The sequence below is a fragment of the Pseudomonas sp. AS2.8 genome, assembly GCF_014190935.1.
Lineage (GTDB): Bacteria > Pseudomonadota > Gammaproteobacteria > Pseudomonadales > Pseudomonadaceae > Chryseomonas.
Window position 1 is genome coordinate 495893 of record NZ_JACHVV010000002.1, and the last position, 13669, is coordinate 509561.

The 13669-nt window shown below is 66.6% G+C and carries 15 protein-coding genes; 4 read left to right on the forward strand and 11 right to left on the reverse strand.

Annotated features, from left to right (window positions below):
* Positions 1 to 6 precede the first annotated feature (6 nt).
* From astA to FHR73_RS09340, 6 genes are all read right to left on the reverse strand, one after another.
* Positions 7 to 1014: an arginine N-succinyltransferase gene (gene astA / locus FHR73_RS09315; protein ID WP_183630626.1), complete on the reverse strand. Its 1008-nt coding sequence runs from the start codon at positions 1012 to 1014 to the stop codon at positions 7 to 9.
* Positions 1015 to 1040: 26 nt separating this feature from the next.
* Positions 1041 to 2060: an arginine/ornithine succinyltransferase subunit alpha gene (aruF, locus tag FHR73_RS09320; protein WP_183630628.1), complete on the reverse strand. Its 1020-nt coding sequence runs from the start codon at positions 2058 to 2060 to the stop codon at positions 1041 to 1043.
* A gap of 62 nt (positions 2061 to 2122) precedes the next feature.
* Positions 2123 to 3343 (reverse strand): aspartate aminotransferase family protein, encoded by a 1221-nt coding sequence (locus FHR73_RS09325; RefSeq protein ID WP_183630630.1) that lies wholly within the window; start codon positions 3341 to 3343, stop codon positions 2123 to 2125.
* A gap of 186 nt (positions 3344 to 3529) precedes the next feature.
* On the reverse strand, positions 3530 to 3994 hold the full coding sequence (locus FHR73_RS09330) for a hypothetical protein (protein WP_183630632.1): 465 nt from the start codon (positions 3992 to 3994) through the stop codon (positions 3530 to 3532).
* A 132-nt stretch (positions 3995 to 4126) separates the two neighbouring features.
* Positions 4127 to 4774 (reverse strand): pyridoxamine 5'-phosphate oxidase, encoded by a 648-nt coding sequence (gene pdxH / locus FHR73_RS09335; protein ID WP_183630634.1) that lies wholly within the window; start codon positions 4772 to 4774, stop codon positions 4127 to 4129.
* Between the two features lie 80 nt (positions 4775 to 4854).
* The gene (locus FHR73_RS09340) at positions 4855 to 5703 is read right to left on the reverse strand and encodes an OmpA family protein (protein WP_183630636.1); all 849 of its coding nucleotides are present in this window, start codon (positions 5701 to 5703) and stop codon (positions 4855 to 4857) included.
* A 327-nt stretch (positions 5704 to 6030) separates the two neighbouring features.
* Here FHR73_RS09340 and FHR73_RS09345 point away from each other — a divergent pair, with 327 nt between their 5' ends.
* Positions 6031 to 6450: a hypothetical protein gene (locus FHR73_RS09345; RefSeq protein ID WP_183630638.1), complete on the forward strand. Its 420-nt coding sequence runs from the start codon at positions 6031 to 6033 to the stop codon at positions 6448 to 6450.
* Between the two features lie 224 nt (positions 6451 to 6674).
* A complete protein-coding gene (locus FHR73_RS09350; protein WP_183630640.1) occupies positions 6675 to 7268 on the forward strand; it encodes an NYN domain-containing protein in 594 nt (197 codons plus the stop codon).
* Between the two features lie 9 nt (positions 7269 to 7277).
* Here FHR73_RS09350 and FHR73_RS09355 read toward each other — a convergent pair whose 3' ends face one another.
* The 4 genes from FHR73_RS09355 to FHR73_RS09370 all read right to left on the reverse strand — a co-directional run bounded on the left by FHR73_RS09355 (position 7278) and on the right by FHR73_RS09370 (position 11966).
* Positions 7278 to 8423 carry a serine hydrolase domain-containing protein gene (locus FHR73_RS09355; protein WP_183630641.1) on the reverse strand — a complete coding sequence of 382 codons (1146 nt, stop codon included), beginning with the start codon at positions 8421 to 8423 and terminating at the stop codon, positions 7278 to 7280.
* A 252-nt stretch (positions 8424 to 8675) separates the two neighbouring features.
* Positions 8676 to 10820, reverse strand: a complete 2145-nt coding sequence (gene dinG, locus FHR73_RS09360; protein WP_183630643.1) for an ATP-dependent DNA helicase DinG — start codon at positions 10818 to 10820, stop codon at positions 8676 to 8678.
* Positions 10821 to 10955: 135 nt separating this feature from the next.
* Positions 10956 to 11216: a DUF1145 domain-containing protein gene (locus tag FHR73_RS09365; RefSeq protein WP_183630645.1), complete on the reverse strand. Its 261-nt coding sequence runs from the start codon at positions 11214 to 11216 to the stop codon at positions 10956 to 10958.
* A 90-nt stretch (positions 11217 to 11306) separates the two neighbouring features.
* On the reverse strand, positions 11307 to 11966 hold the full coding sequence (locus FHR73_RS09370; RefSeq protein ID WP_064306594.1) for an OmpA family protein: 660 nt from the start codon (positions 11964 to 11966) through the stop codon (positions 11307 to 11309).
* A gap of 135 nt (positions 11967 to 12101) precedes the next feature.
* Here FHR73_RS09370 and FHR73_RS09375 point away from each other — a divergent pair, with 135 nt between their 5' ends.
* The gene (locus FHR73_RS09375) at positions 12102 to 12599 is read left to right on the forward strand and encodes a DUF6231 family protein (protein WP_183630647.1); all 498 of its coding nucleotides are present in this window, start codon (positions 12102 to 12104) and stop codon (positions 12597 to 12599) included.
* 1 nt (position 12600) lies between these two features.
* Positions 12601 to 13074, forward strand: a complete 474-nt coding sequence (locus tag FHR73_RS09380) for a YchJ family protein (protein ID WP_183630650.1) — start codon at positions 12601 to 12603, stop codon at positions 13072 to 13074.
* A gap of 12 nt (positions 13075 to 13086) precedes the next feature.
* On the opposite strand, the gene FHR73_RS09385 is transcribed toward FHR73_RS09380, so the two are convergent.
* Positions 13087 to 13647 carry a hypothetical protein gene (locus FHR73_RS09385; RefSeq protein ID WP_183630652.1) on the reverse strand — a complete coding sequence of 187 codons (561 nt, stop codon included), beginning with the start codon at positions 13645 to 13647 and terminating at the stop codon, positions 13087 to 13089.
* Between the last annotated feature and the right edge of the window lie 22 nt (positions 13648 to 13669).

Genomic DNA, 13669 nt, shown 5'->3' on the forward strand with positions numbered 1-13669 from the left:
CTCTCCTCAGGGCATCAGGCGCACGGCGCGCACCTGGGCGCCGGCCATCAGCCGCAATTCGCGGGCAGTGGCCAGATCGACCACCAGGGTGCCGGACGCCAGGCGCGCGCGGGCGCTGGTGATGCGGCAGTCCTGGCATTTGCGGTTGTGGATCAGATAGACCTCGGCATCGTCGCCCGGCGTGCCGACAGCCAGCACCAGGCGCTGGCTGTCGCGGATCGCGCGCACCTTGGCGGTCTCGGCCTCGACGGTCGGACCCGCGTCGAAGATGTCGACGTAGCCCTGGTAGTTGAAACCCTCGGCCTCCAGCAGCCGGCGCGCGGCCTCGGTGTCCGGGTGTACCCGGCCGATCACCTGGCGCGCTTCCGGCGACAGGAAGCAGGTGTATAGCGGAAAGCGTGGCATCAGCTCGGCGATGAAGCCGCGATTGCCGATGCCGGTGAGATAGTCCGCCTGGGAGAATTCCATCTTGAAGAAGTGCCGGCCCAGCGCTTCCCAGAAGGGTGACCGGCCCTGGTCGTCGGACATGCCGCGCAATTCGGCGATGATGCGCTCGGCGAACAGCTCGCGGAATTCGGCGATGAACAGGAAGCGGGACTTGGACAGGAGCCGCCCGGCCGCGCCACCGCGCCGATCTGCGCGCAGGAACAGCGAGCAGAGTTCGGAGCTGCCGGTCATGTCGTTGGCCAGGAACAGCGTGGGGATCTGCCGATGGATGTCCAGTTCGCGCGAGGCGCTCACCGTCAGGCCGACCCGGTAGTTGTACCAGGGCTCACGGAGGCCGAGGGCGGCGGCGATCCCGGCGATGCCGATGACTTCGCCATCCTCTTCCAGGACGAACAGATAGTCCGCATCGGCGGATTCGACCTGGCGCAGAAAGCTGCGCTCGGCATTTTCCACCCGTTGCGCCAGGCGCTCTTCGCTGGCCGGCAGGGTGGTGAGACCGGCGCCGGCCGCCTGCGCCAGCTGCAGCAGCGCGGGCACATCGGCACGGGTGACGGGACGGACGATCATCGGACCTCCAAAGACGCTAGGGTCGGCTACAGCGCTACCAGACGAACCCGGTCGCCTTCGGCGATCTCCAGGGTGGCGATCTGCTCGGGGGAAAGGACGACGGCTTCGCCAGGCGTCCAGCGCAGCGGCGTGGCCAGCGCCCGGAAATTTTCCAGGCCATCGTTGGCGACCAGGAACCAGGGCGCTTCTTCGCCGGCCGGGTCACCTTCGCGCACCGGTGCCAGGCGGCTCTCGGCGATGGAGCGGATGGCCGTGGTGCGCGCGTGCAGGGTCGGACCGCCATCGAAGATATCGATGTAGTTGTCGGTCTCGAAGCCTTCACGGCTGAGGATGTCGAAGGTGATCTGGGCGCGGGGATGCACCTGACCCATGGCCTCCTGGGCGCTGTCGGGCAGCAGGGGCACATAGAGCGGATAGGTCGGCATCAGTTCGGCGAGAAAGGTGCGGCTCTTCTGTCCGGACAGGCGCTCGGCGGCGGCGTAGTCCATGTCGAAGAAGTTGCGCCCTACCCCGTTCCAGAACGGCGATTCGCCGTCGTCGTCCGCCAGCCCGACGATCTCCACCACCACCGTCTCGGCGAAGCGCGCCGGGTGGGCGGCCATGAACAGCAGGCGGGCGCGGGAATTGAGTTCGGCATGGGGGGTGTCGAGTAGCGGACGCTGGACGTAGAAGCTGCTCAGCACGCTGTTGCCGGTCAGGTCGTGACAGAGCGACAGCACATGGACCTTGTTGTGGATCTTCAGCTCGCGCGAGGCGTGGATGAAGGTCTCATTGCGAAAGCTGTAGAAAGGCTCGGAGAAACCGGCCGAGGCGACGATCGCCGAACAGCCCAGCAGCTCGCCGCTGCGGGTGTCTTCGAGCACGAAGAAATAGCTCTCCTCGCCATGAAAGCCCACCTCGGCCGCCAGCGACGACTCCGAGGTGCGGATCTTGTCGCGCAACCGTTCGGGGTTGTCGGGCAGCGAGGTGACACCAACCGGGCTATCCGCGGCGAGCCGCTGGACCAGGGGCAGATCCGCCGCGCGCGCAGGGCGCATTACCAGCATGAGAACTCCTTGTGTACGGATCCATCCCTGGATGCCAGCGGTACGCGTCCCGCGTCCGGAGATTAGCCTTGGGTGAGTCGCGCCAGGGCGCGATCCAGGCGGGCCAGGCCTTCGTCGATATCGGTGTCGGAGATGATCAGGCTTGGCGCCATGCGCAGCACGTCCGGGCCGGCCTGCAGGATCATCAGGCCTTCCTCGTTGGCGGCGGTGACGATGTCCTTGGCACGCCCCTTCCAGCGGTCGTTGAGCACCGCGCCGATCAGCAGGCCCAGGCCGCGGATCTGTTCGAACAGGGCATAGCGGGCATTGAGCTGCTCCAGACCGGCGACAAAGCGCTGATGGCGCGCGGCGACCCCAGCCAGGGTTTCCGGGGTGGCGACGATGTCCAGCAGCGCGGCGCCCACGGCGCAGCCCAGCGGATTGCCGCCATAGGTGCTGCCGTGCACGCCGGCGCTGAAGTGCTGGGCGACCTTCTCGGTGGTCAGCATGGCTGCCAGCGGGAAGCCGCCACCGATGCTCTTGGCGGTGGTGAGGATGTCCGGCACCACGCCATAGTGCTGGTAGGCGTAGAGATGACCGCTGCGACCGACCCCGCTCTGCACCTCGTCGAAGATCAGCAGGGCGCCATGGGCGTCGCACAGACGACGCGCGCCTTCCAGGTAGGCCTGGTCGGCCGGCAGCACGCCGCCCTCGCCCTGGATGGGTTCGAGGATGACCGCGCAGGTCTTGTCCGAAACCACGGCTTCGAGAGCGGCCAGGTCGTTGTAGGGCACGTGGCGGATGCCTTCGATCTTGGGACCGAAGCCATCGGAATACTTGGGCTGGCCCCCGACGCTGACGGTGAACAGGGTCCGGCCGTGGAAGCTGTTGGTGGCGGCGACGATCTCGTAGCGACTGCCGCCGCTGACGTCATGACCATAGCGACGGGCCAGCTTGCAGGCTGCCTCGTTGGCTTCGGCGCCGGAGTTGGCGAAGAACACCCGGTCGGCGAAGGTGTGGTCCACCAGCTTGCGCGCCAGGCGCAGCGCGGGCTCGTTGGTGTAGATGTTGGATACGTGCCAGAGCTTGCCGGCCTGCTCGGTCAGGGCGTTGATCAGCGCAGGATGGCCATGGCCCAAGGCGCTGACGGCGATACCGCCGGAGAAATCGACGTATTCGCGGTCGGCCTGGTCCCAGACGCGGGAACCCTCTCCTCGCACCGGAATGAACGCGGCAGGGGCGTAGGTCGGGACCATCACCTCATCGAAGGCGGCGCGTTGCACATTGGGTTGAGAGGCGGACATCGGGATTTCTCCTGCCGATCACGGCGGTGACTGAGGGGGATTGTAGGACGCCCTCCAAGCGCGGCATTGCGCCCAGGCGACAACTATTTACGGGCGAAAACGCAAACGGGCATCCGATTCGCAGTCTAGCGATTCGGACACCCGCTCTGGAAGTGCAAGGACGTACCTTCGGGTACGTCCGGGAGATCAGTTGGGCGCGACGCGGCTGGTGCCGTTGACGGTCATGATGCGCACCCGCTCGCCCACACGGAAGATCTCACCCTTGTTGACCGCCTGGACATAGGCGCGGGAGCCACCATCGTCTTCCTTCACGGTGATCTCGACACCGCTGGCCTTAGTGAAGCCTTCTTCGGTGGCCGCACCCAGCAGGCCGCCGGCGACCGCACCGATGATGGCGGTGACGAAGCTGCCACGACCGCCGCCAATGGCGCTACCGCCAATGCCACCGACCACGGCACCGGCACCGGCGCCGACGGGCGACTTGGTGCCCTCGATGGTGACCGGACGCAGGGCGGTAATGGTGCCGGTACGGACCGTCTGCACCTGCCGGGCCTCATCGCGCGAATAGACGTCGCCGGACTGATCGGAGGCGCAGCCGGCCAGCAGGGCGACGGCGGTCAGGGAAGCGGCGAGCTGAAGGACTCTGTTCATGGGGCAACTCCAAGGCAGTTGAAAGACTCTGGCCGTACCGAGCAGCGGTACGGGCACAGATCGCTATTATCCTTGACCCAGGGCGTCCGGGGAGGTTTCCGGCGACTGTAACGTCGGTACCTTGCGAACGCCTTAAGGTGCCAGGCGCTGGCGCTGCCAGCCGCCCTCTACGCGCTGGTAATCCAGCCGATCGTGGAGGCGGCTGGAGCGCCCTTGCCAGAATTCGATGCGCTGGGGCTTCAGGCGATAGCCGCCCCAGAACGGCGGCCGGCTGGGGTCACCGTCGGCGAAGCGCTGCTGCACTTCGGCCAGACGCTGTTCCAGCTCGTGCCGATCGGCGATGGGCTGGCTCTGCGGCGAGGCCCAGGCACCCAGGCGACTGCCCAGTGGACGGACCCGGTAGTAGGCGTCGGACTCCTCGGCGGACACCTGCTCCACCAGCCCTTCGATGCGCACCTGGCGCTCCAGCGCCGGCCAGAAGAAGGTCATGGCCGCACGCGGCTGCGCGGCCATCTGCCGACCCTTGGCGCTGTCGTAATTGGTATAGAAGACGAAGCCCTGGGCATCAACGCCCTTGAGCAGCAGCACGCGGCAATGGGGCTGGCCCTCGTCATCGACGGTGGCCAGCCAGCAGGCATTGGCTTCGACCGGAGGCTGCTCGGTACGCACTGCCTCTTCGAACCACTGCCCGAACAGGGCATAGGGATCGGCGGGCGCCTGGGCTTCGGTCAGGCCGTCGCGGGTGTAGTCGCGACGCATATCGGCGAGGGACGGTGACATGGAAGTCTCCTGCTAGGTCGGTATCGAACTAGCTTAACCAAGTCCCGCCCGGCCCGCCTGCTTCAGGACAAGCTTTGTGGCTAGCGCGCGGCCAGCGACTGCAGGCTGGCCAGCACGGTGGCGCGCGGCTGGATCAGCACCTCGACGCGGCGATTGACGGCACGACCGGCGGCGGTGGTGTTGTCGGCACGCGGGTGGGCAGCGGCCAGACCGCGCACGATCAGGCGATTGCCGCTGTAGCCGCTGAGACGGAAGATCGCCGCCACGGCCTGGGCACGCTGCAGGCTGATCTTATCGTTGAGCGCGGCGGCGCCGGTGCTGTCGCTGAAGCCGAGCACGATGACGGCGCTGTCTTCATCCACGCTCACCGACTTGGCCGAGCGGGACAGCGGGCCGAGCATCACCGGCAGCAGCATCTCGGCGCGATCTGGGTTGAAAGAGCTGTCCACCGGCGTGATCAGTACCAGGGCATCATCGCGACGCTCGACCTTGACGTTGCTGCCGGCCACGGCGACGCGCAGCTTCTGTTCGTGTTCATCCAGCCAGGCCTTGCTGACCTTGACCGGTACCGGCTTGAGGACTTCCGCCTTGGCCAGGGGCTTCACGTCTTCGCTGCCGAAGGGCCACCACCAGCGACTGCCCTTCTCGCCTGCCGCAGCGGCCTGTTCGGACTTGGCGGCGGGCGCCTTCGCCGCGACCTTGGCTTCGGCCTTGGGCTCGGCGGCCTTGGCCACCACCGGCTTGGCCGGCTCGGCCGCCTTGTCGCTGGCGCCGAACGGCCACCACCAGTGACTGCCGCTAGCGGCGGTGCTGGCCTGGGCGTTGCCCGGCTTGGTAGGCGCGGCGGCCTGGTCGCCAGTGCCCTGGAAGGAGCTGCAGGCGGATACGCCCATGCAGAGAATGAGGGTGGTGGATTTGATCAGCTTCATGCAAAGTTTCCCATCGGCAAGCCGGAGGACAGAGTGAATCAATGCCCCGGCCAGAGCCGGCGGCATGAGTGAACTTAAAGTAGTTTCGAGATTGTGGCCGCAAACCTACGCCGGGCAAAGCGGTGGAGTCACGAAATTTGCGCCTGTGCCGACCAGTGGCAGTGCCCCTGGCAGCGAGCGAAGGAAAATCCAGGCGAACCGTTGCGCCGTGCTGGGGGTACGCAAGACTGGAATGCTGCCGGCAAAACCCTACCAGCGCGATGCCGGTGGATTAGCGGCGAGCGAAGGTTCTGTTCAAGGCATGGCTATCCGCCAGGAGGCGAGAGCGTGGAAGGACTCATCGATGTCGCGACGCTGAAGCGCCTAGCCGCCAGCGCCGCAGCCATTACCCGGGACTGTCGTTGTCTGCAACGGGACCTGTCGGGGTGGACGGCGTGGCCGGTGGGCTACCGGGCAACGGAGTTCGCCCAGATCGGCACCCTGGCGCGTCACGCGCCCGAGGACGCCATTCTCGCGGAGTACCACCCGGCGGGCACTCACTACTGGTCGGCTGACGCCCCCATCGCGCCCCGCTTCTATCCCTACAACCAGAGCACGGTATGGCGGTGTCTGGGCTGCGAGCGCCTCTACCTGCGGCATGACGACGATGGCGCCTACCATGTGGCGCCGCGCATTCGCCTGCTGCAGAGCGCCCTGATCATCGATGCGCCCCACGCCAATGACGGGCGCGAAGCCGCGGCGACATGACCTCCGGCGTCCCGCGCCAGCGACCTGGCAAGGGTCGATCCGCAGGCCGTCTTTCGCCGTCCAAGGCCACTTTTGCGCCCTGGCGGATGCTCTAGATCGCAGCGTTTGGAATCCTCTCTCGTTACCTGAGGCGCAAACCGGGAATTAAGCCCACAATAGGCGCCGCGTATCCCGCGTGCGGGTGTGCGCCCATCAACGGTAAAAAACCTGGTCCCAGCAATACGATGGCAACTACAACTCGAACGGGCGTCGCTTGGTTTGTCGACGGTGCCTATGCCCTGAGCGCCTGGAATGGTTCGGTCTATGGCGCGAAATTCGACTATCTCAAGCTGCGGCTCTTCATCGAGCAGGATGCGGGCGAACCCATAGGCGACGCCTACTACTTCAACTGCGACAGCGACCCGCCCACCGTCGCCCAGACCAACTTCAACAAGTTTCTCAGCTCCGCGCCACCCAAGGGCGCCGGTCTCAGGGTCAAGCTCTATTGGCTGCAGAGCAAGGCTCATGAGTGGCCTGCCTCCGTGGGTGGCGGGCCGATCCTGCACCCGGTGACCGGTGAGCAGTACACCACCAAGAGCCAGAAAGGCGTGGATGTCGGCCTGGCGTTCAACCTGATGCGCTCCCATGCCAAGCGCGGCTGGAAGAAGCTCTACTTGGTGGCGGGCGACGGCGACTTCCACGAGGTAGTGCAGTACCTGGTGGAAAACGAAGGGGTCGAAGTCACGGTGATCGGCGCGCACTTCTCCATCAGTGGCGAGATCGCGCCCTATGTGCGGGTGATCGAGTTCAAGGACATCGAGGCGGCCATCGCCCGTTAGCCAACTGTCCTAGAGGCACTCCCCTACCGCGCGCGCTAGGGCTTGAGCGCGCGGATCCATCAGCACATAGGGGCCGAGGGTATTGGTGACGAAGCCAAAGGCCACCTCGCGTTCCGGATCGGCGAAGCCGGTCGAGCCACCCGCCCCCGGATGGCCGAAGGCCTGGGGGCCGAGGCCGTAGGTGGCATTGGCCTGGTCGGGTTGATCGAGCATGAAGCCCAGGCCGAAGCGGGTCGGCGTGAGCAAGGTCCGGTCCTCGCCCTGGCTGTGCTCCACCAGAGCCTCGCTGAGGGTCTCCCACTCCAGCAGATCGCCGGCGAGCAAACCGGCATAGAAGCCTGCCAGGCTGCGCGCATGGCCGTGGCCATTGGCGGCCGGCTGCTGGAAGCGGCGCCATTCGGCCCTGTTGGTGCTGGTGAGCACCCCGGACGGATTGCCGAAGGCCAGGGTCGACAGGGCCGCCGGATCGCTCATGGTGGTCTTGAGCAGGCGCTGCGCGGCGGCATCGCCCAGCACGCCCTTGCCCCGCACGATATGGGCGACGCGCTCGTCTTCGCTCGCCGGCAGGCCAATGTGGAAATCCAGGTCCAAGCGCCCGGCGGTCCGGGCCACGATGGCCTCGCCCGGGCCCCGGCCATCGGCGCGCCGGATCAGTTCGCCGAGCAGCCAGCCAAAGGTGATGGGGGCGTAGCCATGGGCGGTGCCGGGCGTCCACCAGGGGGCTTCGGCGGCAACCGCGGCGGTCATGGTGGACCAGTCATAGAGGGCATCACCCGCCAGGCGTTCGCGCAAGGCGGAGACGCCGGATCTGTGGCTGAGCAACTGTCGCAGGGTGATGTCGCCCTTGCCGGCCGCGGCGAATTCCGGCCAGCGTTCAGCGACCGGCGCATCGAGGGCCAGCTTGCCCTCCTCCACCAGTTGCAGCGCCGCTACCGTGGTGAAGGCCTTGGTGCAGGAGAACAGATTGAGCAGGGTATCGGTGTGCCAGGGTGTCTGGCCATCCTTGTCGGCCATGCCGCCCCAGAGATCCAGCACCGTTTCACCGCCGACCTGGACGCACAGCGCCGCGCCGCGGGTCTGGCCGGCCGCGAGCAACTCGGCGAAGGCTTCGCGGACGGATTCGAATCTCAGGTCGTGATAGCCGTGGACGGTCATAGGGTCTCCTGGATAGATGGGATAGTGCCGGGCACGGGGCCACGATCAGGCGGTTGATCATACCGCCAAGAGGGACGCCCTCACCCCAACCCTCTCGCGGAGGGAGAGGTAGCGGTCTGCGTAGGCGTTCAGCGGCAGGTTGGGTTGAGCCTGGCGAAGCCCAACGGCCATTGCCTCGGCGTCAGCCTGTTGGGCTTCGACGATGGAGCCGTCTCAGCCCAACCTACGGCTTATCGCAGCCAGGGCCATCCCCTACTGAATCTCCCGCCGGAACGGCGGCAGCGCATTGAGGATGGCCTTGCCGTAGCGTTGGGTCACCAGGCGGCGATCCAGCAGCGAGATGGTGCCGCTGTCCTGCTCGGTGCGCAGCAGCCGGCCGCAGGCTTGGATCAGTCGCAGCGAGGCGTCGGGCACGGCGATCTCCATGAAGGGATTGCCCCCGCGCGCCTCGATCCACTCGGCCAGGGCGGCTTCCACCGGATCGTCAGGCACGGCGAAGGGAATCTTGGCGATGACCACGTGCTCGCAATAGGCGCCCGGTAGGTCAACCCCCTCGGCGAAGCTGGCCAGGCCGAACAGCACGCTGGCCTCGCCGTCGTCGACGCGCTTCTTGTGCTTGTTCAGGGTCTCCTGCTTGGACAGGTTGCCCTGGATCAGCACCCGCTTGCGCCAGTCGCGCTCTAGGCCATCGAAGACGTCCTGCATCTGCCGCCGCGAGGAAAACAGCACCAGGGCGCCACGCGCGCCGTCGAGCATCGCCGGCAGTTCGCGGACGATGGCTGCGGTGTGCTCGGCGGCATTGCGCGGATCGGCCTTGAGATCCGGTACCCGCAGCACCCCGGCCTCGGCATGACGGAAGGGACTGGGCACCACGGCGGTGGCCGCCGAGCGCGGCAGGCCGGATCTCATGCGAAAGCGGTCGAAGGTGCCCAGGGCGGTCAGGGTGGCCGAGGTCACCAGGGCGCCGTAGGCGACGTTCCACAGGTGGCGGCGCAGCATCTCGGCGGCGAGGATGGGGCTGGCGTTGACCTCGATGTCGTACAGCGAACCTGTTTCGGCGAGGGTCATCCAGCGCGCCATGGGCGGGCTGTCTTCCGGGTCATCACAGGTAAAGGCCGTCCATAATTCCCAGTTGCCCTGGGAACGCGCCAGCAGACTGCCGAACAGCGGATACCACTCCTCGGCCTGATAGCTGGCCAGGCCGATGCTGGACTCACCGTCCATGGCCTGCTTGAGCATCTCGGTCAGGCGGGTGAAGAGGTCGGTGAGCTTGGCGAAGCCTTTCTTCAGCTCGATGCCCATCTCGCGCAGGTCTTCGGGGATCACCCCGCCGACGAATCTGTGCCGCGGCCGCTCGCGCCCTTCCATGTCCTCGCCCGCGCGAAAATCCGCCAGCGCTTCGCAGGCGGTGAACATGAATTGCTGCTGGGTGCGGATCTCCCGTGCCAGCTCCGGAACCTGCTCCACCAGCCGGCCGAGATCGCCCGGCAGGGGGTGCTGGGCAAGGAGCTTGGTGAGGTTCTTGGCGATCTGCTCCAGCCACTCGGCGGTGGACCTCAGCCGGGTGAAATGGGCGAAGTGGCCGATGGCCTTGTCCGGCAGGTGGTGGCCTTCGTCGAACACATAGAGGGTGTCGCGGGGATCAGGCAGGATGGCGCCGCCGCCCAGGGCCAGGTCGGCCAGCACCAGGTCATGGTTGGTGACGATGACATCGACCTTGGTCATGCCTTCGCGGGCGCGATAAAAGGCGCACTGCTGGAAATTCGGGCAATGGCGATTGGTGCACTGGCTGTGGTCGGTGGTGATGCGCGACCACTGGACGTCCTCGATGGCTTCCGGCCAGCTGTCGCGATCGCCGTCCCAGCGATTGCCGGCCAGGCGCTCGATCATCTTGCCGAACAATTCGTTGGACGCCTCGTCCACATCGATCTTGAAGCCATCCTCGGCGAACAGCTGGGCCGTGGCGTTCTGCGCCTGGCCCTCCTGCAGCAGCATGTCCAGCTTGGACAGGCACAGATAGCGCCCCCGGCCCTTGGCCAGGGCAAAGCTGAAGGACAGTCCGCTGTTGCGCAGGATGTCCGGCAGGTCCTTGTGCACGATCTGCTCTTGCAGCGCCACCGTCGCCGTGGCGATCACCAGGCGCTTGCCGGCCGCCTTGGCCGCGGGGATGGCGGCCAGGGCATAGGCCACGGTCTTGCCGGTCCCGGTACCCGCCTCCACCGCCACCACGGCGGGCTCGCCTTCGCGGTGGCCCTCCTCGTCCTGGGTGATGGCACCCAGGCCCTTGGCGGTCTCCGCGATCATCAGCCGCTGGCCATAGCGTGGCTTGAGCGACTTGGCTTCGAGGAAACGCGTGTAGGCGCCCTGGATCTGGGTCTTGAGTTCGGTGCTGAGCATGCCTGGTTCCGGGCGATGGCAAAGCAGCGCCACGTCCGGCGGACGAGCGCTGTATGCATCTACAGTAATGGATCTTGGGCGCTATGATAACGCGCCTGTCGTCAGGATGCGCCCGACGTTGAGGTCGCAGGCCGCTCAGGCACCCGGCAGCTGCGGCGGCAGCCGATGAAAGGCGCCAAAGATCAGCAAGCTCAGGCGGTCGAGCCAGGGATGGCGACGCAGGCGCAGGGCACGACGACTGGCGAAGACTTCACCCAGGTGCAGGAGCAGCAGGGCCAGGGCTACCAGGGCGAGCAATTGGGGGAAGGGACGAGCGAGAGGCAGGGCAATGGCGGCGGCTGCGGCGAGCCAGAACAGCAGGAGTAGAACTTTGCCGGTAAGGGACAGGGTTTTCATGGATTCCAGCAGGAGGACGAGATGGATCGGACCATAACGCCTGAAGCCGGAGAAAGTAAAGGCGGCGGACCAAGGTCCGCCGCCGGTGCATCACTCGCGGTCGATCTGGATCTCGACACGGCGGTTGGTGGCACGGCCTTCAGCGGTCTCGTTGGTGGCGATCGGTTGACGCTCGCCCATGCCTTTCACGGACACGACGCTGGCTGCCGGCACACCGGCCTGGATCAGGTAGTTGCTGACCGACTTGGCGCGACGCTCGGACAGACGCTGGTTGTAGGCGTCGGTACCCTTGCTGTCGGTGTGGCCGGTGATCGACAGACGAGTGCTGGCGGCTTCGCCACGCAGACGACCAGCGATACCGTCGAGCTGAGCACGATCCTGCGGACTGACTTCTGCAGAATCGAAGGCGAAGTGCAGGTCACGCGCGGTGATCACTTCCTGCTTCGGCAGTGGTGCCGGCGCGGGAGCCGGTGCGGGCGCCGGAGCCGGGGCCGGAGCGGGTTCCATGCGGGCGACCTGTTCGTTGCCCTTGCCATGCACCCAGCAATAGGCGCCAGCCGTGGTACCTATGCCCAGGGCCGCCATGCCAGCGACGTTACCACTCTGGGTAGCACCCGCCGCGCCGCCAACCAGGGCGCCTACGGCTGCGCAGACCGGCCAATCGGATTTCTGTACGCCGCCCGCACAACCAGCCAGCACGGTGCTTGCCAGGATGAGGGGTAAAGCTGTCCTTGCGATGCTCTTGCTCATGAAGGGTCTCCTATAGACCGGGTGCCGCGAGTTAGGCTCGTCTTTCGTTTTATGGCGCTGTCAGACTAATGGTGGCGTACACATCTTGACAACGCTGGTTGCTTAGTCAATCGCGATTTGATTAGGGTTCCCTTAATGGCAAACATATTCTCGTCCCGTACCCCGCAACAGGCTCTGGCAAGCCTGCTCGAACATCATCGGCCGGCGCGCCTGCTCTGCGTGGCGCGCAAGCCGCTACCGGCGCTGCAGGCCTATGCCGAGGCCCACCCCCACTGCCAGCTGGTGCAGGCCACGGTCCCTCTGGGCGAGCCGAGCCTACTGGGCGAACGCTACGATCTGGTGATCCTTGCCGACTGCCTGGAACATCTGCCGCTGCGAGCGGGCCGCGAATTGCTCGGCGGCCTGCGCAACCTCAATACCTCACGCCTGGCCGTGCTGGTGGACCTGGCCGCCAGCGAATGGCAGCTGACGGATTTCTACGCCCTGGCCCTGCAAGCCAGCGAGCGCTTCGCCCGCGACGGCCAGGTGGTCACCCTGTTCAGCTATGATCTGCACGACTACAAGCAGGTCCCGGACTGGCTCAACGCCCGGTTCTGGGCCAATCCGCAGAATTTCGGCAAGTACTGGTGGTGAGATGCAACCCATGGCCCCCTGCCCCTGTGGCTCGGACCGTCCGCTCGGCGACTGTTGCGGAGCCTTTCATGCCGGCACGCCGGCGCCCGATGCCGAGCACCTGATGCGCTCGCGCTACAGCGCCTATGTGCTGGGACTGATCGACTACCTGGTGGCCACCACGGCCCCTGCGCAGCAGGCGCTACTGGACCGGGAGGCCCTGGCGGCCTGGAGTCTGGGCAGTCGCTGGCAGGGTCTGCAGGTGCTGGATCATCGCCCCGAGCCCGGCGATCCTGACCATGCGCGGGTCAGCTTCGTGGCGCGCTGGGAAGATGGTCGTGGCGCCCACCGCCATGAAGAACGCTCGGGTTTCGTCCAGCGGGAAGGCCGCTGGTACTTTCTCGATCCGACCGCCAGGCCGCTGCCGGGGCGCAACGATGCCTGCCTGTGCGGCAGCGGCGCCAAGTTCAAGAAGTGCTGCGCCGGCTTCCTGTAACGCCGGCCGCGCCTATTCCCTGACCAGCGTCAGGTGATCGGTATCCGGCACCGCCACGGGTAACGCCTCGGAGGCCGGCCCCAGATCGCTGCCCACCGGCGCCAGGCTCAGGTGCGACAGCTCGACCCGCGGCGGCGCCACCGGCGCGGCCTGATCCTGCAGATCGGCGCCCACCGGTGCCAGGCCGAAATCCGGCGCCTGGACGTCGACGAAAGCCGCCATCACCGCATCCCGGGGCGCGACCGACAGCGCCCCGCGCTCGGTGGAAGACGCCGCGGTCGCCTCGGTGGCAGCTGGCGCCCGCGTCTCGACAGGTGCCGCAGCCGGCTCGCCTGTCTCGGCCATGGGCGCCACCTCGACCCGCGCCCCGGCCTGGGCCAGGGTGGCGCGATAGCGCTCGGCGGTGGCGGCGTCGAGGCGATTCTTGATGATCATGCGGCGACCGGAGAAGAGCACGGCGATGCGCTGTTCATCCGCCTGAAACAGCCGCATCAGATTCTGTCGGGTCTGCTGCGCATCGGCGCCAGCGACCAGCTCGCCCTGGAAGGCGATTTCATAGAGCACGGCGGACATGACGACCTCCTCGGTCACGACA

Bases quoted from the DNA above. Each gene is read 5' to 3' on its own strand.
- astA (WP_183630626.1), bottom strand. From the start codon at position 1,014: ATGATCGTCCGTCCCGTCACCCGTGCCGATGTGCCCGCGCTGCTGCAG.
- aruF (WP_183630628.1), bottom strand. From the start codon at position 2,060: ATGCTGGTAATGCGCCCTGCGCGCGCGGCGGATCTGCCCCTGGTCCAG.
- FHR73_RS09325 (WP_183630630.1), bottom strand. From the start codon at position 3,343: ATGTCCGCCTCTCAACCCAATGTGCAACGCGCCGCCTTCGATGAGGTG.
- FHR73_RS09330 (WP_183630632.1), bottom strand. From the start codon at position 3,994: ATGAACAGAGTCCTTCAGCTCGCCGCTTCCCTGACCGCCGTCGCCCTG.
- pdxH (WP_183630634.1), bottom strand. From the start codon at position 4,774: ATGTCACCGTCCCTCGCCGATATGCGTCGCGACTACACCCGCGACGGC.
- FHR73_RS09340 (WP_183630636.1), bottom strand. From the start codon at position 5,703: ATGAAGCTGATCAAATCCACCACCCTCATTCTCTGCATGGGCGTATCC.
- FHR73_RS09350 (WP_183630640.1), top strand. From the start codon at position 6,675: ATGGCAACTACAACTCGAACGGGCGTCGCTTGGTTTGTCGACGGTGCC.
- FHR73_RS09355 (WP_183630641.1), bottom strand. From the start codon at position 8,423: ATGACCGTCCACGGCTATCACGACCTGAGATTCGAATCCGTCCGCGAA.
- dinG (WP_183630643.1), bottom strand. From the start codon at position 10,820: ATGCTCAGCACCGAACTCAAGACCCAGATCCAGGGCGCCTACACGCGT.
- FHR73_RS09365 (WP_183630645.1), bottom strand. From the start codon at position 11,216: ATGAAAACCCTGTCCCTTACCGGCAAAGTTCTACTCCTGCTGTTCTGG.
- FHR73_RS09370 (WP_064306594.1), bottom strand. From the start codon at position 11,966: ATGAGCAAGAGCATCGCAAGGACAGCTTTACCCCTCATCCTGGCAAGC.
- FHR73_RS09375 (WP_183630647.1), top strand. From the start codon at position 12,102: ATGGCAAACATATTCTCGTCCCGTACCCCGCAACAGGCTCTGGCAAGC.
- FHR73_RS09380 (WP_183630650.1), top strand. From the start codon at position 12,601: ATGCAACCCATGGCCCCCTGCCCCTGTGGCTCGGACCGTCCGCTCGGC.
- FHR73_RS09385 (WP_183630652.1), bottom strand. From the start codon at position 13,647: ATGTCCGCCGTGCTCTATGAAATCGCCTTCCAGGGCGAGCTGGTCGCT.